A 19,998-nucleotide genomic window follows, 5' to 3' on the forward strand; every position below is an offset into this window, starting at 1 on the left:
GAGCGCAAATTAGATAGCTACATCATACGGTAGGGAAGTGGCATTTTCCAAATTGTTTGCAAGTTTTTCAAACTGGTATCCATTAACATGTTCAAGCAAACTTACCTCATCAGGCAAAATGTCATAGTGAATTTGTGAACAAATAGCACAAGCAATAGATCCAATAGTGTCAGTGTCTCCACCCATTTCCGCAGCTATTCTCGCTGCTCTTGAGACTTTGCCTTTAGAAAGCTTTACTACCGCAAGAACTGCAGGTATGGTCTCTATTGTTTCGTAGCCACAGCCACAATAGTCGTAGATATCTCTTGATGCTGCTAGAGGAGCTTCAAGGTTTTTGGCACCCTCGCAAAATTCCAATGCTATGATGCACTTTTGGTACATGCTTGGCATAGGCATTTGTGTGCCAATTTTTGTGTAGAGAGCTCGGTGTCCGTAGCTTAAAGCGGTTTCAAGAGCGTCCTCTACCGTAAAAGAATTTTCGCTAAGTCCTCTGCTTATAGCGGCAACAATCATTGCTGCGCCCATAATGGCCACATTGGTTCCGTGAGTGGGAAGCGCAAGCTCAGTGACACTGTCGATAAGTGCATGCTTGTCTTTCCAGTTAACAATCGAAGCCAATGGAGCACACTTCATTGCGCATCCATTAGTGGTACCAAGACGTCCGCATGTTTTGAGCGAGTGGCCAGAAAGTCGATTAGCTAGTGCAGCTCTTGTGGAAGGACCAACTACTTGAGCGGCATTTGGTTCAGTAGCCACATAATTTTCAAGTGCGTCAAAGTAGCGTGATTGGTTAAAAATGCCCTGATTATCAATGATATTTTTAGTCAAAATAATTGCGTTTGCAGTGTCATCTGTGGTTTGACCTGCAGTAAAAGGTCTTCCAAAAAAGTCATTTTTGGGTGGACTTGAAAGGCTTTGAATTCCATCAGGAAACACAAAATCAATTTGACGCGGTGACATCATCTCTGTTGGCATACCATAGGCATCGCCATAAGCAAGGGCCGTAAGCATCCTATAGAGTTTGATTTTTCTTGCAGCATTCATGTTACTCACGCTTCTTCATGCTAGAAGAACGTGACGTTTTGGCTCTGCAGACAGTAATGTTATCTACAGAAATAAGCTTCTCATAGCAGTGTGCCATGATTGCTCCCCTCAATTAGATATTCTCTGTCTTTACAGATGTTTTTTCTGTGCCGTAAGGAATACCTCACTCCCTAAATCCTTACTTGTTAGCTTATAGTCGCAATACAAGCTAGAAGACTCAGACAGAAAATATCTCCCCCAAGTATGTTTAAAGATATCAAATATTTAAGTATTACTACAGAGGATAAGTTTTATTTTTCGGCAGACGGTAGGTAGCGCGTGCCCAGAGGTACCTTGCTCACAATAGTGACCACATGCCATTTTATATTTCTTTCTGATTTCATATGCCATTGCTGGGTAAAATGGACTGTAGCAATCTGAAAGGAATGGACATGCCCGCAATTTTGACTCACGACTTCTTTGGCAAGGATGCTTTTGATATAGCTGCAGGCAAACTTGGTTTTTCCACGATGGAGGAGCGAGAAGCTTTTCTGTTGGGAAATCAAGGTCCAGATCCGTTGTTTTATTTGGCAGCAGATCCATTGCTACATCGCTATGCCAAATATGCGTCAATTATGCATAAAGAAAAAACGCCTGAACTCCTTCTTTCTATGCGAGACGCAATTGCACCGTTGCCGCTTAAGGATGTAGCAGTTGCTCGCGCCTATATTGCGGGCTTTCTCTGCCACTATATGCTTGATTCCACTGCTCATCCCTTGGTTTATTACTGGCAAAACATGCTTACCTCTCAAGGTGTAGAGGGTCTGGATGAATCTGCTAAAAATCAAGTTCATGCAGAAATCGAGAAGGACCTTGACGAGGCAATTCTTTATGCTCATCTTGGCAAAACAGTAGCAACGTATAGACCTTATAGTGAGGTTTTGAGGGCATCGTTGCATACGCTCTATGTTTTGGATAGGGTGTTTTTCTTTGCGCTGCTATGGACGTACGAAAAACCTACCGATACCAGGATTTTTTCATCAGCAGTTGTTGATTTTAGGATTATTCAGCACCTCGCGTATTCACCAACAGGTAAGAAGAGAAAGCTGCTAGGTCATCTTGAACGTACGTTTGGTACAAACAGGTTTTCTCTTATAGAGGCGCTTTCCCACGGGGTTAGAAAATCCTCTGATTCTGATTTTGATAATAGAGCAGGAAATGAATGGATTGATCCTTTTACAGGAGAAGTACGCAAGGATAGCTTTTGGGATTTGTACGACCATGCCCTTGCCAATGTGCCGTATGCACTTGACGTTTTCTTCTCGCCAGACTTTAATCTTGATACTGCAAGAGAGCTCACGCAAAATCTGAACTTTGCTGGCCAGAAGCTTGCAGATGAAGATTCGACAGAATAGGTTTTTGTGGCAACGTACGTTTTTTCTGATATTCATGGTCATGTGGAACCGCTCAAACGTGCTTTAGAGCGCATTAATCCAACTGAGTCGGATGTTTTTTACTGCTTAGGTGACATGATTGATCGTGGTCCCAGTTCTCTTGATACCATCAAGGTAATTCGCGCACTTCCAAATTGCACCGTTTTAATGGGCAATCATGAGCAGCTTGCGCTGCAAGCATTAGCTCCAGAAGCTAACATTGAAGCTCAGTTTATGTGGCAGATTAACGGTGGAGATGCCACACTTGCTGAGCTCAAGACACTTTCTGAAGAAGAGTATTGTGAGCTTATTGCTTGGCTGCAGACGCTTCCTCTGTACGCCATAGTTGAGGTTCAGGGCAAGGATTTTGTTCTGGTACATGCGGGTGTAAAGTCCAATGGCGTTCCTGTGCCAACCGCTTGGGATAAGGCTTCTCTGGAACAATATTTGAACAAGCAATCAGAAAACGATTTGTTGTGGATTCGCGAGGATTTCTGGCAGCATCCTACGGATTTCCGCACGTCAGATGCATCGTATCCCATTGTTATTTGCGGTCATACGCCCACACCTTTGCTAGAGAGCTTTGGTGCAAAAAACTTGAATCGCAGTGCTACTACTGAGGGCGGACTGGCGCAGTGGGTTCAGTCAGATGACGATAAGTGGGGAATTGATACAGGTACTACGGGCGGAGCTGGCTACGGTCAAGTAACCATATTGCGTCTTGATGATTTGCAGGAGTTTGTTGAGCCACTGCAAGAAGGCGAGTAGTCGTGGCGGTAAAGAAGCCTCAGCCTGCCGCCGATACTGCAAAAACTACACTTACGCATGTAGAAAACACGCTTGACCCCATTATTTTTCCCGACTCTCGCGTATTGCTTTTGGGATCCATGCCTAGTCCCAAGTCCCGAGAAATTGGTTTTTATTTTGGCAACCCTCAGAATAGATTCTGGCGTGTAGTTGCCACGTTGTATGGTGAGAAACCCTTGCAGTCCATACCTGAAAAGATTGACTTCTGTAAAAGACATCATCTTGCTCTTTGTGATGTTCTTAAGGCTTGTGACATTAAGGGTGCAAGTGACGCCTCTATTGCAAATCCAGTTCCGCACAATATTGGCGCTCTTATTCAAGATTCATCAATCTGTGCTATTTTTACGCTTGGTGGGACAGCAACAAAATTTTATAAACGCTATACTGAGCAGCAAACTGGTATTCTTGCACGTCAATTGCCTTCCACGAGTCCTGCTAATGCACGTATGTCAGTTGATGATTTAGTGGAAGAATTTTCCATTATCAAAAAATTTACCAATTGTGAGTTGACAATATCCTAGTTGCGACTAGGATTATACGCATGCGAATTATGGCTACGACATATAATGCACTTTGTGCATGCACCGCGATGTGTCTGGTGCCCGGGTCACATACGACCAGGGTGTAATTGTCGCTGAGTAAAATTTTCCTGGTACAGACTCGGGCGTAAAGCTATTTTGTAATTCTTGTGTGAGCATTCGCACATCCCGAGAGGATTTATTCGCATGGACTGGAGCTTCATAGGGGAACATCTCCCACTGTATGCAGAAGCTGCAAAAATAACACTAACCATCTCTTTCTTTGGAGTTATCTTCTCGCTTATCGTTGGTTTGATAAGTGCTCAGATTTCGCTGTCAAAAATTCCTATTTTGAGTCAGCTTAATTCTGTTTACGTGGAGCTTTCCAGAGGAACACCCCTGCTTATTCAGCTGTTTCTTATCTACTTTGGTCTGACTAAAGTTGGTCTCAAAATGGATGCAGAGGCAGCTGCTGTTGTGGGTCTAACGTTTCTTGGCGGTTCCTATATGGCAGAGGCGTTTCGTGCAGGTTTTGAATCAGTTGCAGCTATTCAGTTTGAATCTGCACAGGTTTTGGGCCTCTCAAAGATTCAAACTCTTCAGCACGTTATTCTTCCACAGGCGCTTTCTGTGGCAGTTCCTGGTTTCGTTGCTAACGTTATTTTCTTGATCAAGGAATCCTCCGTTGTCTCCGGCATTGCCCTTGCAGATTTGATGTATGTAACCAAGGACATTATTGGCATGCAGTACGACACTACAGAAGCTCTCTTTATGCTGGTTATTGCTTATGTGATTATCCTTGTTCCTATTTCTTTAATTGGAAGCTGGCTAGAGAGGAGGCTTGACTATGCCCGTCGATAACATTTTGCTCCAAGAAGGAGTGCTAACGCGCCTTTTTGGAGGCCTTGCAACAACGGTGTACATTGGCCTTATCTCAGTGGTGCTCTCTATTCCTCTTGGTATTCTTGTTGGACTTTTTATGACATCCAACAACAAGATTGTTCGTACACTTCTTCGTGTTTACCTTGAGATTGTTCGAGTTATGCCTCAGCTGGTGCTGCTCTTTGTGGTGTTCTTTGGTACTTCTGAATGGTTTGATGTCAATTTTGATGGTATTGAGGCATCAATTGTGGTCTTTACGTTTTGGGGAGCTGCCGAGCTTGGAGATCTGGTAAGAGGAGCGTTGGAGTCAATTCCGGCATCTCAGTATGACGGCGCGTTTGTGCTTGGTCTTTCTCGCCAGCAGACGTTCTTTCAGGTCATTTTGCCTCAGGCACTTAGGCGCCTTTTACCGCCAGCCATCAATCTGATTACTCGCATGATTAAGACGACGTCGCTTTGTAATTTGATTGGCGTGGTTGAGCTGCTTAGAGTTGGTAGTCAGATCACCGATTTTTATCGCTTTATGTTCCCAACCGACGGAGCACTTTGGATCTATGGAGCTATTTTCTTCCTGTATTTTGCTGCCTGCTTCCCACTTTCGTATCTTTCACGCAGGCTTGAGAGGAGTGCCTCACATGAGTAACACCGTTTTAGCAGTTAAGGACCTCACTAAGGTATATCCCTCAAGCCAGAAACCCGTGCTTGATAAGGTCTCGCTCTCCATCAATAAAGGCGAGGTAGTTGTGGTGTTGGGACCTTCCGGATGTGGTAAGTCTACGCTGCTTCGCGCTATTGTTGGTTTGGAAGATATCCAAGGGGGAGAGGTACTTCTTCACGATCAGGTAACTTCTGGTCAGAAGAGAGAAAGCGCCGCAACAGGTATTGGTATGGTTTTTCAGAGCTATGACTTGTTCCCTAACATGACGGTTTTGAAAAACGTAACTCTGGCTCCTCTGGTAGTGCAGAAGCGCTCAGAGGATGAGGTTTTGGCACAGGCAGAAGAACTGCTGCGTCGTGTGGGACTGTGGGAGAAGAAAGACTCCTACCCATCAGCTCTTTCCGGTGGTCAAAAGCAGCGCGTGGCAATTGTTCGTGCGCTTATGACTAATCCTGAAGTGCTTTTGTTGGACGAGATTACCGCAGCTCTTGACCCTGAGATGGTTCATGAGGTTTTGCAGGTAGTTATGGAGCTAGCAGAGCAGGAAATGACCATGCTGGTGGTAACTCACGAGATGCGCTTTGCTCAAGCAGTTGCTGATCGAGTCATCTTGATTGATCAGGGACACATCGTAGAAGAGTCGTCCGATGCACAAGAGTTTTTCTCGGCACCTAAAACGCAAAGAGCTCAAGAGTTTTTGCGTACCTTTGAATTTGAACGTGTACATAAGTAAACAACGTGTTTTTGCACGTAGATAACGTAGTAATTGATTCAACTTGTTAGGATTTAAAATGAACTTCTTTGAAAATACTTCCACTTCTCTTTCTCGTCGTGCTTTCCTTGGTGCAACCGCACTTTCTGCTGCAACTCTTTTGGCAGCTTGCAAGAAAAAGGATTCCGATGGAGCTCAGGGCGGATCTTCTGATACAGACTCAAAGTTTAGAACTCTTGATGATATCAAGAAGGCAGGCACAGTAAATATCGGCGTCTTCAGCGATAAGGCTCCTTTTGGTTACGTTGATGCAAACGGTAATTACGCTGGTTACGACATTGTTTTTGCTGAGCGTCTTGCAAAGGATATGGGCGTAAAGATTAACTACATTGCCACTGACGGACAAAATCGCGTGCCTTTCTTGCAGTCAAATAAGGCAGATATCATGCTGGCAAACTTTACGGTAACTGATGACCGTAAAGAGAAGGTTGATTTCTCCCTGCCATACATGAAGATCAAGCTGGGTGTTGTTTCTCCAGCTTCTGCGCCAATCACAGACGTTTCTCAGCTTGATGGCAAGAAGCTTATTGTTTCTAAGGGAACCACAGCTGAGGTTTGGTTTGCTAAGAACGCACCTAAGGTTGAGCTGGTGAAATTTGATAGCTACGCTGATGCGTATAACGCGCTGCTCGACGGCCGCGGAGACGCGTTCTCAACTGACAATACCGAGGTACTTGCATGGGTTAAGTCTAACCCTGGCTTTATTGTTGGCATCGATGATCTGGGCGACTCCGATACTATTGCTGCAGCAGTTCACAAAGGCAATTCTTCGCTATTGGAGTTTATCAACAATGAGATTACCGGTCCTCTTGCAGAGGAGAACTTCTTCCACAAGGCCTATGAAGAGACGCTTGCTCCAATTTATGGCGACGAGGTAGATCCAAATACCATGGTTGTCGAGGGCGGCAAAATTTAAGTTCTAGCTCTCAGTTTTACGCGCCGCGTCGTCTTTAACAGCTCAAATACACCCATTTCGCGAGAAGGTCTTGCAGTTTGTAAGGGCTTCTCGCGTTTGTAGCTAAATTGTTAATTTGTGCAGTACTTTTTTAAAAATGTTTCTTTGTGCTGATAGAGTAGGTCAAATATTTTTTAACCAATTAGGGCAAAGGAGCTGATAATGGCAGCTGAACAGCAGAAAGCAACTCGTAAAATTGGTGTCCCCAGGTTCCCCGGCGATATTATGCTTTATCCGCTTTCTGTGGGCCTGTTGCTCCATTCTTTTTTCCCACAGGTTTTAGAAATTGGTAGTTTTACTACGGCTGTTGCTAAGGGCGCTCCTGCTATTGTTGGTATTGTTTTACTGTTTGTTGGCGCTTCTATTGATCTTAAGACTGTTCCCAAGGTTCTGAAAACTGGTCTGACCATCCTGATTCCTAAGCTTGCTATTGCTATTGCCTTTGGTCTCTTTGTTGCTAAATTTATGGACGACAATTTCTTTGGTCTTAATGCACTTTCTATTATTGGTGGCATTACTTTTTGTAATGTTGCCCTGTACATTGGTATTACAGCTGAGTATGGTACTCCTGATGAGCAGGGTGCTGCTGCAGTTTTATCTCTTGTTGCTGGTCCTGCAGTTACCATGATTGCTCTAGGCGCAGCGGGTGTTGCAGCAATTTCTCCTACCGCACTTATTGGCACACTGCTTCCTCTTGTTCTTGGTGTTGTTCTTGGTAACCTTAGTCCATTTATCAGGTCACTTTTGGTTCCAGGCATTAACCCTTGTATTGCTGTTGTTGGTTTTGCCCTTGGCTGCGGCATGAGTGTTGAGAATCTTATTACTGGCGGTCTATCAGGTATTCTTTTAGCAGTTCTTTGTATCATCGCAGGTATTCTTACCATGCTTGTTGAACGTCTTCTTGGCGGTTCTGGTAAGGCAAGTCTTGCTAGTGCAACTATTGCAGGTACCGCAACAACCACACCTGCTGCGGTTGCTGCTGTTGATCCAACCTACACTGCTCAGGTTGTTGCTAACGCAAACGCTCAGCTTGCAGCTGCTGTAGTTATTACTGCACTGGTAGCTCCTGCATTCACTGGTTGGCTTGATAAGAAGTTGGCAAAGAAAAATGATGACGCCGAGATGCAGACTTCAGAAGAAGTACCTGCTACTGAGTAATTAAGCAAGAATCAAATAATCAGCATGAAAACCCCTCTTCTGCACAGGTAGAAGAGGGTTTTATTTACCAGTTAAAAATTATAATACTGTTTAATTAATCTCGTAGTATATAACTATAGTAATTTAACTGGTGATTGGAGGTGTGTATGGAAGTGGGAGAGTGGAGCATCAGTTCTCCAGCATCTAGGTTTTTACTTGGTGCGCCATGGTCAGAAAAACTTGCTCACGGGTGGGTTCATCCGCTGCGTATTTCTCCCAATCAGCTTAGAGTTATTGGCTCTTGTTCTTCCTGGCACCCCGGTCTTTTTAAACAGATGGCAGCGTGCACTTCAGATATTCAAGTTACTTTTACCACGGACAGCTCAGAAGTGGTACTTGATCTAAAAATTGATGAACTTCCTAAAGGCTCCTCTTCTGTTTTACAGTTACTTAAAGCTACGTATCTTAAAAAGCTCAGCTCTGTATTTGTGACGGTTGATGGTAAACCTTACAAGAACTTCTCGCTGGATGATGTAGGTGAACATACACTTTCTATTCATCTAGAAACAGAAACCTCTGAAGATGACCTTGCTAGACTTCCAGGTTTTAACGACACACATCGCGTAAATGTTTACTTGCCCTGTTTGCAGAGCGCTTCTGTTAAAAATCTCCGTGGCAATGGCACGTTTTTCTCGCCCGGTGAGCCTAAGAAAAAACTGGTGGTGTTTGGCGATTCCATTGCGCAGGGTTTTGTTGTGGAGCGGCCAGACAAAACTTGGCCGCACTGTCTTGCTAAGCGCATGAAGCTTGATGCGGTTAACCAGGGAATCGGTGGACAAGTTTATCAGCCTGGCTCGTATGCGTTCATTGAGGATGCCTCTTTAGTTGTTGTTGCGCTTGGGGCAAATTATCGATACGAGAAATGCTCAAAGTCACAGGTAACATACGATATTCAAAATTCACTCTGGCAGATTTCTCAGATGTATGCAGATACGCGCGTGGTGGTTCTGACGCCCACCCCTTATTTTGAGGATACGTATCCCACGCACCCTTATTCTTGTTTTGCTGAGGTTCCTCAAATAATTGAAGAGGTTGCTGGTAAGTTTGGTTTGCAGTGCATCTCTGGAGAAAAGCTGTTGCCTCAGGAGAAGAAATATTTTGCTGACGATGTGCATCCAAATTCTAAGGGTGCAGCACTTTTAGCAAAGAATCTGTTTGAAGCCTTAAAACAGCCAGTTCAGGATAGTCTTTTTTAGATACCAGGCTTTCACAACAGTTCTCTCAAAATTCAACATGAGTTTTTGTCCGGTGAAACTTCTACACTAGAGTTGAAAAACATCTAGAGAGGATACACATGAACATCACTAATCCTTTTGCACCTCATATGACCGGGCAACTTTCAGAAGAAACGCAGGCTCTTGTGGCTGAGCAAATAGCCAAGGGCACCTTAAGTCCTTACGCGTGCAAAAATGAAGACATCATCCGCCGAGATTCCACCCATGATCAGGCTTCACTTTTGCGTCCCGCTTTTATGCGAGATGTCGAGAAAATCATGCATACCCCTGCGTATAACAGGCTAAACGGTAAAACACAGGTTTTCTCATTCCGTGCGCATGATGACATTACGCGCCGTGGCCTTCATGAACAACTTGTTTGTAGAGTTGCTAAAGATATTGGACGTGCACTGTGTCTTAACCTTGATTTGATTGAGGCAATTGCTCTTGGTCATGACGTGGGTCATACCCCCTTTGGTCATGCAGGGGAGTATTTCCTCAATGATATTTACCATGAGCAAACAGGACGTTGGTTTTTCCACAACGTACAAAGCGTGCGTGTTCTTGACGGTCTCTATGCAAGAAATCTTTCTTTACAGACGCTTGATGGAGTAATTTGCCACAACGGTGAGTTTGAACAGCAGGTACTTCAAATGAGTAATCTTTCAACTTTTGATGAGTTTGACAAGGTGGTGGAAGATTGCTGGGATAGGGGTCCTCAGGCTATTGCACACTTGCGTCCTATGACGCTTGAAGGTTGTGTTATGCGCATCTCGGACATTATTGCGTATGTCGGAAAAGATAGACAGGATGCTCTTCGTGCAGGTGCCGCAACAGAAGAAACGTTTGATGATGGTCTTGGCGGTGCCTATAACGCATGGGCTACCTCTGCTTTTGTTGCAGATATTGTTCAGAACAGCTTTGGTAAGCCTCAGATTTCTCTCTCAGAAGAGGCATTTAAAGAGATGAAACGAGCAAAGCGCGAGAATTACCAGAAGATCTATGGCGCATCAGAGGCCAATGGTGATTTCTCTGAAGACATTAAGCATCTGTTTGAGAAGTTGTACGAATACGAGCTGTCTGCGCTTAAATCTGGTGATCAGAACCTTGCAATCTTTAAGCATCATATTGAGCCCGTGAGTAGACATCTTTCTAGGTACGGTCATACGTATGACTGGAAGAGTGACCTACATCGTACTGTTGTTGATTTTATTTCTGCAATGACTGATGACTACTTTGTGGCTACCTGCGAAGCGCTCTTCCCAGAAGCTCAGGAGCTCTTTCCAAAGAGAAGTTACTTTGCAGAAGGAGTACGCGTGTAAGGTTAGGAAGTTGGTCAGAGCACAACAGACTGGTCACTTAAAGAGCATTTATGTTGAGCGGCTTTCTCGCCAAGCTTTTATGTTTGAGACGGGGTAAAATAGCTGCATGGATACTTTATTTTCTGGCATAGAACGTGCCGCTAAAAAAGCTAATGCACCACTTGCAGCTCGCATGCGTCCTACCACGCTTGATGGATACGTGGGTCAGGAAGATGCGGTTGGTCCAGGTTCGTGGCTGCGTAAAGCCATTGAGCACGATACGCTCTCATCCGTCTTACTGTACGGTCCAGCTGGTACCGGCAAGACCACCCTTGCGCGTATCATTGCTCATACAACGCACGCAGAATTTGTAGAAGTATCTGCAATTACGGGAACTGTTAAAGATCTTCGTAGAGAGATCGAGGCTGCAGAATCAAGGCTTTTAACAGCAGGCAGAAGAACTATTCTATTCATCGACGAGATTCATCGTTTTACGCGCTCTCAGCAAGATGCTCTGCTTCATGCGGTAGAAGACAGAATAGTTGTACTCATTGGAGCTACTACAGAAAACCCTTACTTTGAGGTTAACAGCGCTCTGATTTCTCGCTCTCGTGTAGTGGAACTGCATGCATTGTCAGATAATGCCATTGATGAGCTCATTCAGCGTGCACTTGAGTCAGAAGATGGTTTAGCTGGCGCATTTGTCCTGGAAGAAGATGCTCGCAAAGAGATTGTGACGCTTGCAGGTGGAGATGGCCGCGCAGCCCTTACTTCTCTTGAGCTTGCTTCTCAGATGGTTGATGTTCCAGAATCAGCTGATGGCAAAGCATCTGAGCCACTTGTTATCACCAAGCAGAACGTTCTTGAGGCAAATCCTCGCCGTGGACTTCCATACGATAAAGCGGGAGATATGCACTATGACATTATCTCTGCGTTTATTAAGTCCATGCGAGGTTCAGATCCTGATGCAGCTCTGTATTGGCTTGCCCGTATGATTGATGCAGGTGAAGATCCTAAATTTATTGCGCGTCGCATTATGATTTTGGCTTCAGAAGATATTGGAAACGCTGATCCACAAGCGCTGCTTATTGCTCATGCGGCATTTAGGTCAGCCGAGGTCATCGGATATCCGGAGTGCAGAATTAATCTTGCACAAGCAGTAATTTATATGGCGCTAGCTCCAAAATCGAATGCTGCGGAAGCAGGTATTGACGCTGCGCTTCATGAGGTTAGAACAGGTCCAAGGCGAGAAGTTCCAAGTTACTTAAGAGATCGTACGCGCCCTGGTTCTGAAGAGTACGGTAATTACCTCTATCCTCATAATTATCCTGGCGGATGGATTGAACAGCGCTATCTTCCAGAAGGACTTGAACGTGGAGCGTTCTTCTCGCCATCTCCTAGAGGGTGGGAAGCTTGGAGAATTGCAGCAACAGAGCGTGATCGTCACGAGGAAACTTAGGACTTTGAATTACTCAAGTGGGAGCATTAAGAAGTCGCTCCTCGGGTAAAATAGAATGAACTGTAACCGTTAGCTTTGAGGGATGGCATTGATGAATTACCTACAAATTGCCCTTGTAGTTTTAGCCGTGGTTGGCGTTTGGGCTATTATCGAGGTTGCCCTGACATTAAGAACAACAAGAAAGTCGATTACTGAGATTACACTCTCGGCTAACAATACTATTGAACAGATTCAACCTGTTATTTCAAAGATTGATGGCATGGTTGATGAGTTAGATCCAACTATTAAGCAGCTGCCTGCACTTATGCAGAAAGTTGATGATGCCGCAGAGAATGCTAATACCTCTCTTGAGAGTCTTAACGTAGTTCTTGGTGATGTGGCTACCGTTTCTGGCGCTGCGTCTGCAGTAACTGCGACAGTAAGCAAAGCTGCAAGTGACGCTGTGACAGGCGTTGTTGAGTCAGTATCAAAGCTGGGGACTGGTTTGGGAGGATCTTTGAATCCTTCTAAGCTTGCTGAGGCAGCTCAGGCTCGTTTGAGCGGTGTAACTGCAACAGCACAGCAGGGCGCACAGAGAGCACAGGAGTACCTTGAGGAGCTTCCTTTGCTTTCTCAGGATAAGACAAAGCATTCCAAGCCAGCTCGTTCTGAGCAGTTCTATATTGAGTACGGTTCTGAGTCTTCTCAGAAGACTGAGGAGTAGATTGATATGGCACAAAAAATTGTTGAGCTTTCCGCTCCAGCAGATCCAACGTTTGCTCGTTCAGTCAGAATGATGGCTGCTAACCTTGCTGTTCTATGTAAGATGAATGTTGACGAGCTTGAAGACGTCAAAATGGCCGCTGAAGAAGGTTTTGTTTTTGCATGCGGTACTCAGAGGGACTTCGTAGATATTACGTTTACCCTTGAAGACAATACTATGGAAATTGATTTTGATTTGGGTGACGAGGATCCAGTTGAGTCTGAGACGGATAATTCCCAGCCACTTGAGCTTGTAGAGTTATTGCTTTCCGCTATATGTGACGAGTTTGCGCTTAGTGATGACGGTTATACACTTCATCTTGTAAAGATTTCTGGCGGTGCACATGCCTAAACCTGAAGCAAACGAGGCAGTACAGGCATCTGCAGAAGAGCAGAAAGCCGCAAGAAGAGCTGCTCGTCGTGCTTCTAAAGGTATCCCCGCCTGGGATAAAGATAGAACACGCCAGCTCTTTGCCCAATATAAAGAAACAAAAGATTCTGAGGTAAGAGACCAGCTTATTGTGAGCCACTTAAACCTCGTGCGCTTTTTGGCCTCCAAGTTCAAAAATCGTGGAGAACCCCTTGATGATTTGATTCAGGTGGGAACCATTGGACTTATTAAGGCAATTGATAGGTTTGAGCCTGATCGCGGTCTTGAATTTACTACATATGCAACACCTACTATCATGGGAGAGATTAAGCGTCACTTCCGCGATAAAGGCTGGTCAGTGCGTGTCCCTCGTCGCCTGCAAGAGCTTTCTTCTAAGATTAATCAGGTTACTGATGACTTAACTAAAGAACTACAAAGAAGCCCTTCAATTGAAGAGATTGCTCAGCGCCTTGATACTAACGTTGAAGAGATTCTTGAGGCTATGGAGTCTTCCAGTGCTTATAGCTCTGTTCCTCTTGAGGGAGGCGGCTCTGGCGCTGACGGAGATGAGACACCCTCTATCATTGATCAGTATGTGACCGAAGATGAAGATCTTGCTGGTTCTGATGATCGCATTGTTCTTGATGAGGCCATTAGAGACTTCTCACCACGGGAGCAAGAGATTATTCGTATGCGTTTTGTTGAAGGTCTTACTCAGGTAGAGATTGCAGAGAAACTTAATATTTCCCAGGTACAGGTTTCAAGACTGCTTCGTCGTACTTTAAAGCGTATTCAAGAAAAGATTGACCCAGAAAGCGTGAATCGTTAATGGATCAAAAGCATCAAAACTTTTCCGATTCGATTCAGAGTTGGAAACAGCGTGGCCTGATGGTATGGACAGCCATTGGCTTTGCTGCGTTGTTTGCACTTGCACTGTATGTCCTTGGTATTTTGGGGCAGGCCGTTGAGTTGTTGGCTATTGGCGCTATTGTTGCGTTTGTGTGCAGTCCTGTAACTAACTGGCTTGAAGATAGGGGAATACCTCGCGGTATTTCTGCTTTTGCAGCACTTATTCTTACACTTATTGTGTTTGTAGGATTTTTGATTTTGATTGCTCAACCATTGGTGCTTGAGCTTACCACGCTGCTTAAGAATGCTCCTTCGTATGCAAGCCAGATAGGAGCAATGGCTAGGGAATTTTGGCAGAACTTTGACTCTCAGAGTAACCCAGCTGTTAGACAGACGGTAGAGCTTGTAATTGAGCGGGCATCGAGCATTGGAATATCAGTTGCTTCTGGCATTTTAAGTTGGCTTTCAACATCTGCTTTAGGCAATATTTCATCTATGGCAAACCAGCTTATGGTCTTTTTCTTGGGTCTAGTGCTTGCCTATTGGCTTGCCAAAGATTATCCCGTTATTGTTCGTGAGCTGGCTATTATTGCAGGTCCTCAAAAAGAGGATGAGTTCAGACTTATTCTTGCAATCTTAAGCAGATCTACCAGTGGATATATGCGTGGAACTATCATTACCTCTGCAGTTAACGGCATTCTTGTGTACTTTGGTTGCCTTATTTTAGGTAACCCTTATGCTGCCCTCATTGGTATGGTCACAGGAATCTTCCACATTATTCCTGTGGTTGGACCGGTTTTCTCGGCAGGCATTGCTCTGATTCTGAGTATTTTGGTAGACCCCATCATGACCGTGTGGACCATCGTTATCTTGATGGTTGCTCAAAACGTTGTGGATAATGTGCTTTCACCTTTGGTTATGGCAACTAGCGTCAAAGTCCATCCGGGTCTTTCACTTATAGGCATTGTTATTGGTAGCGCTCTTGGCGGAGTAGTCGGAACCATTCTTGCAATTCCACTGACTGCAGCACTTAGAGGTATTTTTGTGTACTTCTTTGAGAAGTACTCGGGCAGACAGATTGTCTCACCAAATGGTGCGCTCTTTAATTCCACGCAGTATGTGGATGAGAAAGGCGCTATTTTGCCAGAGTATGATGCACTGGACGATCCAAAGTTTTTTGAGGAGTCACGTCTTGTTGATCAAGACACTACGGCTCATATTCGTAGTAAGTCTTCAATTCCTGCGCCAAAGATTCTTGGGCATGATTTTTCTCAGTTACTTTTTAGGAATACTCAAGAAGTTATTAAAGAACCAGATAAACCATCGTCAGATACGGTAGACTCAGACAGTACAAAAGAGTAGTTATTTGAATACGGAGAAGTACTTTATGGCTGACTATAAAACAATGACAACAGCAGAGATTCGTGAGGACTTCCTGAGCTTTTTTGAGAGCAAAGGTTGTAAGCGTTATCCTTCTTCATCTCTGGTGCCTTCTGACCCTTCACTGCTCCTTGCTAACGCTGGTATGAATCAGTTTAAGGAGTATTACCAGGGTATCAAGACTATGAAGGAGATTGGCGCTACATCCTGCCAGAAGTGTCTTCGTACTAACGATATTGATAACATTGGCGACTCCCGTCACCTTTCATTCTTTGAAATGCTGGGCAACTTCTCCTTTGGTGGTTATACCAAGCGCGATGCATGTACCTGGGCAATGGAGTTTATTTCTTCTCCAGAGCACCTTGGTCTGCCACTTGATCGCCTGTACTTTACCGTTTTTACTGATGACGATGAGGCAATTGAGATTTGGAAGTCTCTTGGCATAACAGAAGATCACATCACCCGTCTGGGCGAGGAGGACAACTTCTGGGCAGCTGGTCCAACTGGTCCTTGTGGTCCTTGCTCTGAGATTTATTTTGATCAAGGCCCTGAGTTTGAGGGAGAAGCGCCTGGAGATGATGGTGACCGCTACCTTGAGTTCTGGAACCTCGTCTTCACTCAGTTTGACCGTCAGGAAGATGGCTCTCTGCCTGAGCTTCCTCATCGCAACATCGATACCGGCATGGGTCTTGAGCGTATTGCAGCTATCATGCAGCATGAGGGAACCAACTACGAGGGTGACATTATGCGTACCCTCATCTCTTTGGGCGAGAAACTCTCTGGCAAGAAGTATCACTCAACTGACGAGATTGATCGCAGTCTGCGTATTCTTGCAGACCACTCCCGTGCAGTTACTTTTATGATTGGTGACGGCATTCTTCCTGGTAATGAGGGCAGAAGCTACATTCTTCGCCGTCTGCTTCGTCGTGCTGTCTACCACGGTCGTTTGTTGGGTATTCAGGGTACTTTTATGGCGGAGTACGCGCATGAGGTTGCTGTTTTGCTTGGTGCAGAGTATCCAGAACTTGTCGAGAAGAGCGCTCTTATCGATGGCATTTTAACTGCAGAAGAGGAGCGCTTTGGCGCTACGCTTGACGCTGGCGAGTCCAAGCTCACTGCTGAGCTTGAGCAGCTTGAGGATGGTGCACAACTTTCTGGTGAGGTTGCATTCCTCCTGCACGATACCTACGGATTCCCCATTGATCTTACTCGTGAGATTGCAGCAAATGCAGGTCACGTTGTTGATATGGATGCATTTGATGCTGCAATGACCGAGCAGCGCGAGCGCGCTCGTAAGTCTGCTAACCGCGATGCCTGGGGTAATGCTCAAAGCATCTGGGTGGCACTTTCTGACCGCCTTGATGAGACCGTTTTTGACGGCTACGACAATAATGAGCTTTCCGGTGTTCGTGTTGTTGCTCTTGTTCAGGACGGGCAGGAGGTTGAGTCCGCCACTGTTGGCTCCGAGGTAGAAGTTGTACTTGACCGCACACCTTTCTACGCAGAGATGGGTGGTCAGGTTGGTGACACTGGTAGGCTCAGTGGTCCTGGTCTTTATGTTCACGTCACTGATACCAAGCACCGTGACGGCGGCCTTGAGTCCCACATTGGTGTAGTAGAGGAGGGTACGCTCTCTATTGGTGATTCTGTTACCGCAACTATTGACGCTGGTCGTCGTGAGCTTATTCGTCGCAACCACACAGCAACTCACCTCCTTGATGCAGCGCTTAAGAAGGTTTTGGGAGACCACGTTAACCAAGCTGGTTCTCTTGTTGCCCCAGATCGTATGCGTTTTGACTTTACGCACTTTGAGGCTCTTACTAAAGATGAGCTTGATCGTATTGAGGGCATGGTAAATGCAGAGATCTTTGCCGCTAAGCCTATTGTTACTAAGATTATGAGCATTGAAGACGCAAAGGCAGCTGGTGCTGTTGCACTCTTTGGCGAGAAATACGGTGATGTCGTACGTGTTGTTTCTGCTGGCACAGAAGACACTCCATTCTCTCGCGAGCTTTGCGGTGGTACTCATGCACGCAACACTGCAGACCTTGGCCTCTTCAAGATTATTTCTGAGAGCTCCGTTGGTTCTAACTCAAGGCGTATTGAGGCTGTAACCTCTATGGGCGCTATTGAGTACGTTGATGAGCGCCTGGCTCAGCTTGATGAGGTTGCTGCAGCTCTGAAGGTCCGTCCTTCCGCTGTTGCAGACCGTGTTGAGCAGCTGCAGCAAGATCTTCGCGCTGCTAATCATAAGCTTGAGGCCGCTCTTACTGGAGCAGGTAGCAATCAGGTAGCAGAAGCACTTAAGTCTGCTGTTCAGCTTAACGGTTACAGCTGCGTCATCGCTAAGCTTGAAGGTCTTTCTGGTAAGGAGCTCCGCTCTGCATGGGATGGCATACGTGATGCATCTGACGGTCAGCCTGTTGCTTGCGTTATCGCATCCGCAACTGCTGACGGTAAGGTTTCTCTGCTTGCAGGTGCAACTGATTCTGCAGTTGCAGCGGGATTCTCGGCAGGAGACATTGTAAAAGAGATTGCAGAGTTTGTTGGTGGCCGCGGTGGCGGCAAGCCAGCGATGGCGCAGGCAGGCGGCTCAAATGCCGCTGGAATTGATGCTGCACTTGATGCTGCAAGAACAAAGCTTGGTGCATAACGTTTGCGTGTTTTAGCTTTAGATATTGGTGAAGTTCGCATCGGGGTTGCTGTAAGTGACCCCGATGGTGCTATTGCGTCACCTGTTTGTGTACTTCCTGCACAAGAGGTGCTCTCGCATGCGCGCACGTTTAAAACCGTGCTTGAAGATTGGGAACCAGAGCTTCTTTTGTGCGGTCGTCCTAAGACGCTCGCCGGTGAAGATGGCCCACAGGCCCAAAAAATTACCGTTCAAGCTGAGCAAATTGCGAAGAACTGCCAACTTCCATTAGAATTTACTGATGAAAGACTCTCTTCCGCGGAAGCGAAGAAGATTCTTCGAGCGCAAGGTTTATCTGAGAAAGCTATGCGTGGGAAAGTTGACATGGTTGCTGCTTCGCTCTTTTTGCAATCGTGGCTTGATGCACAGATGAATAAGGGAGACTAAATGCCCACTCCATCTAATGATTCTTCTCCGCGTCGTCAGGGCGCACATTTTTCTTCTTCTGTATCAGAGGGACAGGCCCAGGAAGAACAGATACAGGAAAAACAAACTCAACAAGACTCAGCGCACTATAACGCTGGTTCGCAAGAGGCGCTTCAGCAGCCTCCTGTTGAAGCTACGGGATCGCTGCCTGCACTTACTGGCGGTAAGCTTTCATCAAGAAGTGCTCAAGTTACGCATAAGGCAAAAAATAAGCAGGTCAAGCATAGAGACAGGAAGGCTTCAAAGTGCTCTCGTATTTTTGCAACGCTTATCGCTTTTGTTATGGTTGCAGCTCTTGGCATTTTTGTGTGGAAAGTTGCACTTCCAGAGCTTTCTCGCACTAACTCTGATACACAAGAAATTACCGCTGGTCAGCAAGTTACTGTTACCATTCCAGATGGTGCTGGTGCGCAGGAAGTTGCAAAGATTCTTTTTGAGAACAAGATTATTGCTACTAAGAGCGAGTTCTTAGATCAGGTAAAGCGCCAGGATGCTGAGCAGAAAATCAAGAGTGGTAGTTATGTTATTACCACTGGTACCAAGCCAGCAGACATCGTACACCTTCTTGTTTCTGGTCCAAATGCCCCTGGCAGTGGCTTCGTCGTACCAGAAGGCTATACCGTTTCTCAAGTTGCTGATTTGGCTCAGAACTACTTTGGCATTTCTCGCGATGATTTCTTAAATCAGGCAAAAGCATCCAATTATGTTGCTGACTATCCGTTCCTTGCCGGTGCGGTAGATGCTAACGATTCTCTTGAAGGTTATTTGTTCCCTAAGACGTATACCTTTACGGAAAGCAACGTAACCGCTGATACTGTCATTCGTGCCATGCTTGATCAATTTAAGGCAGAGACGGCCAATCTTAACTTGGACGCTGCTCGTATTACGCTCAACAAACGTTACAACTTGAATCTTACTAACGAGCAAATCATTACCATGGCATCAATTATTGAGCGAGAAGCTCTGACTGATGAGGATCGTCCTAAGGTTGCGTCTGTTTTCTACAACCGCCTGTATGATGATATGTATCTACAAAGTGATGCAACTCTTGCATATTCCTTGGGTAGAGAAGCTACTGCTGAAGAGTTAAGCTCAATGACAAGCGATCCGTATAATACCTACGCGTTCAAGGGCTTGACCCCTACGCCTATTTGCTCTCCAGGTTATGCCTCTATTAAGGCGGCAATGGATCCAGCAGCAACCAATTATTACTACTTCTGGATTACCTCAGATGAACATGTATTCTCTGAGACTTATGACGAGCATCAACAGGCTATTGAAAACGCACGCGAGCGTGAAGCCGCAAGCAAACAGTAATTGG

Annotated in this window: 19 protein-coding genes; 18 read left to right on the forward strand and 1 reads right to left on the reverse strand. The window is 45.5% G+C overall.

What is annotated here, in order from left to right; genetic code table 11:
• Positions 1-9: 9 nt before the first annotated feature.
• Complete coding sequence (locus tag APAR_RS02270; RefSeq protein ID WP_012808530.1) at positions 10-1,044, reverse strand: ADP-ribosylglycohydrolase family protein; 1,035 nt, start codon at positions 1,042-1,044, stop codon at positions 10-12.
• A gap of 431 nt (positions 1,045-1,475) precedes the next feature.
• On the opposite strand from APAR_RS02270, the gene APAR_RS02275 reads away from it, so the two are divergent.
• The 18 genes from APAR_RS02275 to mltG all read left to right on the forward strand — a co-directional run bounded on the left by APAR_RS02275 (position 1,476) and on the right by mltG (position 19,994).
• Positions 1,476-2,438 carry a zinc dependent phospholipase C family protein gene (locus APAR_RS02275; protein WP_012808531.1) on the forward strand — a complete coding sequence of 321 codons (963 nt, stop codon included), beginning with the start codon at positions 1,476-1,478 and terminating at the stop codon, positions 2,436-2,438.
• Positions 2,439-2,444: 6 nt separating this feature from the next.
• Complete coding sequence (locus APAR_RS02280) at positions 2,445-3,224, forward strand: metallophosphoesterase family protein (RefSeq protein WP_012808532.1); 780 nt, start codon at positions 2,445-2,447, stop codon at positions 3,222-3,224.
• Positions 3,225-3,226: 2 nt separating this feature from the next.
• On the forward strand, positions 3,227-3,784 hold the full coding sequence (locus tag APAR_RS02285; RefSeq protein ID WP_012808533.1) for a DNA-deoxyinosine glycosylase: 558 nt from the start codon (positions 3,227-3,229) through the stop codon (positions 3,782-3,784).
• Between the two features lie 204 nt (positions 3,785-3,988).
• Entirely contained in the window at positions 3,989-4,642 is a 654-nt protein-coding gene (locus APAR_RS02290) for an amino acid ABC transporter permease (protein ID WP_012808534.1), read from the forward strand.
• The gene (locus tag APAR_RS02295) at positions 4,629-5,306 is read left to right on the forward strand and encodes an amino acid ABC transporter permease (RefSeq protein ID WP_012808535.1); all 678 of its coding nucleotides are present in this window, start codon (positions 4,629-4,631) and stop codon (positions 5,304-5,306) included. The genes APAR_RS02290 and APAR_RS02295 overlap by 14 nt, the downstream gene beginning before the upstream one ends.
• On the forward strand, positions 5,299-6,054 hold the full coding sequence (locus APAR_RS02300; protein ID WP_012808536.1) for an amino acid ABC transporter ATP-binding protein: 756 nt from the start codon (positions 5,299-5,301) through the stop codon (positions 6,052-6,054). The genes APAR_RS02295 and APAR_RS02300 overlap by 8 nt, the downstream gene beginning before the upstream one ends.
• 58 nt (positions 6,055-6,112) lie before the next feature.
• A complete protein-coding gene (locus APAR_RS02305; RefSeq protein ID WP_012808537.1) occupies positions 6,113-7,009 on the forward strand; it encodes a cysteine ABC transporter substrate-binding protein in 897 nt (298 codons plus the stop codon).
• 201 nt (positions 7,010-7,210) lie between these two features.
• A complete protein-coding gene (locus APAR_RS02310) occupies positions 7,211-8,206 on the forward strand; it encodes a 2-keto-3-deoxygluconate permease (protein ID WP_012808538.1) in 996 nt (331 codons plus the stop codon).
• Between the two features lie 146 nt (positions 8,207-8,352).
• A complete protein-coding gene (locus APAR_RS02315) occupies positions 8,353-9,441 on the forward strand; it encodes an SGNH/GDSL hydrolase family protein (RefSeq protein WP_012808539.1) in 1,089 nt (362 codons plus the stop codon).
• 98 nt (positions 9,442-9,539) lie between these two features.
• A complete protein-coding gene (locus APAR_RS02320; protein WP_012808540.1) occupies positions 9,540-10,781 on the forward strand; it encodes a deoxyguanosinetriphosphate triphosphohydrolase family protein in 1,242 nt (413 codons plus the stop codon).
• A 106-nt stretch (positions 10,782-10,887) separates the two neighbouring features.
• Entirely contained in the window at positions 10,888-12,219 is a 1,332-nt protein-coding gene (locus APAR_RS02325) for a replication-associated recombination protein A (protein WP_012808541.1), read from the forward strand.
• Between the two features lie 91 nt (positions 12,220-12,310).
• A complete protein-coding gene (locus APAR_RS02330; RefSeq protein ID WP_012808542.1) occupies positions 12,311-12,922 on the forward strand; it encodes an MlaD family protein in 612 nt (203 codons plus the stop codon).
• Between the two features lie 6 nt (positions 12,923-12,928).
• Complete coding sequence (locus tag APAR_RS02335) at positions 12,929-13,312, forward strand: hypothetical protein (protein WP_012808543.1); 384 nt, start codon at positions 12,929-12,931, stop codon at positions 13,310-13,312.
• Positions 13,305-14,159 carry a SigB/SigF/SigG family RNA polymerase sigma factor gene (locus APAR_RS02340; protein ID WP_012808544.1) on the forward strand — a complete coding sequence of 285 codons (855 nt, stop codon included), beginning with the start codon at positions 13,305-13,307 and terminating at the stop codon, positions 14,157-14,159. The genes APAR_RS02335 and APAR_RS02340 overlap by 8 nt, the downstream gene beginning before the upstream one ends.
• Positions 14,159-15,541: an AI-2E family transporter gene (locus APAR_RS02345; RefSeq protein WP_012808545.1), complete on the forward strand. Its 1,383-nt coding sequence runs from the start codon at positions 14,159-14,161 to the stop codon at positions 15,539-15,541. The genes APAR_RS02340 and APAR_RS02345 overlap by 1 nt, the downstream gene beginning before the upstream one ends.
• Positions 15,542-15,566: 25 nt before the next feature.
• Positions 15,567-18,212 (forward strand): alanine--tRNA ligase, encoded by a 2,646-nt coding sequence (gene alaS / locus APAR_RS02350; RefSeq protein WP_012808546.1) that lies wholly within the window; start codon positions 15,567-15,569, stop codon positions 18,210-18,212.
• A 3-nt stretch (positions 18,213-18,215) separates the two neighbouring features.
• Complete coding sequence (ruvX, locus tag APAR_RS02355) at positions 18,216-18,638, forward strand: Holliday junction resolvase RuvX (RefSeq protein WP_012808547.1); 423 nt, start codon at positions 18,216-18,218, stop codon at positions 18,636-18,638.
• Positions 18,639-19,994: an endolytic transglycosylase MltG gene (gene mltG, locus APAR_RS02360; RefSeq protein WP_012808548.1), complete on the forward strand. Its 1,356-nt coding sequence runs from the start codon at positions 18,639-18,641 to the stop codon at positions 19,992-19,994.
• Positions 19,995-19,998 lie beyond the last annotated feature (4 nt).

This window comes from Lancefieldella parvula DSM 20469 (assembly GCF_000024225.1).
GTDB lineage: Bacteria > Actinomycetota > Coriobacteriia > Coriobacteriales > Atopobiaceae > Lancefieldella > Lancefieldella parvula.

Excerpts from the sequence above, each read along its gene's own strand:
- APAR_RS02270 (WP_012808530.1), bottom strand. The coding sequence starts at position 1,044 with ATGAATGCTGCAAGAAAAATCAAACTCTATAGGATGCTTACGGCCCTT.
- APAR_RS02275 (WP_012808531.1), top strand. The coding sequence starts at position 1,476 with ATGCCCGCAATTTTGACTCACGACTTCTTTGGCAAGGATGCTTTTGAT.
- APAR_RS02290 (WP_012808534.1), top strand. The coding sequence starts at position 3,989 with ATGGACTGGAGCTTCATAGGGGAACATCTCCCACTGTATGCAGAAGCT.
- APAR_RS02295 (WP_012808535.1), top strand. The coding sequence starts at position 4,629 with ATGCCCGTCGATAACATTTTGCTCCAAGAAGGAGTGCTAACGCGCCTT.
- APAR_RS02300 (WP_012808536.1), top strand. The coding sequence starts at position 5,299 with ATGAGTAACACCGTTTTAGCAGTTAAGGACCTCACTAAGGTATATCCC.
- APAR_RS02305 (WP_012808537.1), top strand. The coding sequence starts at position 6,113 with ATGAACTTCTTTGAAAATACTTCCACTTCTCTTTCTCGTCGTGCTTTC.
- APAR_RS02310 (WP_012808538.1), top strand. The coding sequence starts at position 7,211 with ATGGCAGCTGAACAGCAGAAAGCAACTCGTAAAATTGGTGTCCCCAGG.
- APAR_RS02315 (WP_012808539.1), top strand. The coding sequence starts at position 8,353 with ATGGAAGTGGGAGAGTGGAGCATCAGTTCTCCAGCATCTAGGTTTTTA.
- APAR_RS02320 (WP_012808540.1), top strand. The coding sequence starts at position 9,540 with ATGAACATCACTAATCCTTTTGCACCTCATATGACCGGGCAACTTTCA.
- APAR_RS02325 (WP_012808541.1), top strand. The coding sequence starts at position 10,888 with ATGGATACTTTATTTTCTGGCATAGAACGTGCCGCTAAAAAAGCTAAT.
- APAR_RS02330 (WP_012808542.1), top strand. The coding sequence starts at position 12,311 with ATGAATTACCTACAAATTGCCCTTGTAGTTTTAGCCGTGGTTGGCGTT.
- APAR_RS02335 (WP_012808543.1), top strand. The coding sequence starts at position 12,929 with ATGGCACAAAAAATTGTTGAGCTTTCCGCTCCAGCAGATCCAACGTTT.
- APAR_RS02340 (WP_012808544.1), top strand. The coding sequence starts at position 13,305 with ATGCCTAAACCTGAAGCAAACGAGGCAGTACAGGCATCTGCAGAAGAG.
- APAR_RS02345 (WP_012808545.1), top strand. The coding sequence starts at position 14,159 with ATGGATCAAAAGCATCAAAACTTTTCCGATTCGATTCAGAGTTGGAAA.
- alaS (WP_012808546.1), top strand. The coding sequence starts at position 15,567 with ATGGCTGACTATAAAACAATGACAACAGCAGAGATTCGTGAGGACTTC.
- mltG (WP_012808548.1), top strand. The coding sequence starts at position 18,639 with ATGCCCACTCCATCTAATGATTCTTCTCCGCGTCGTCAGGGCGCACAT.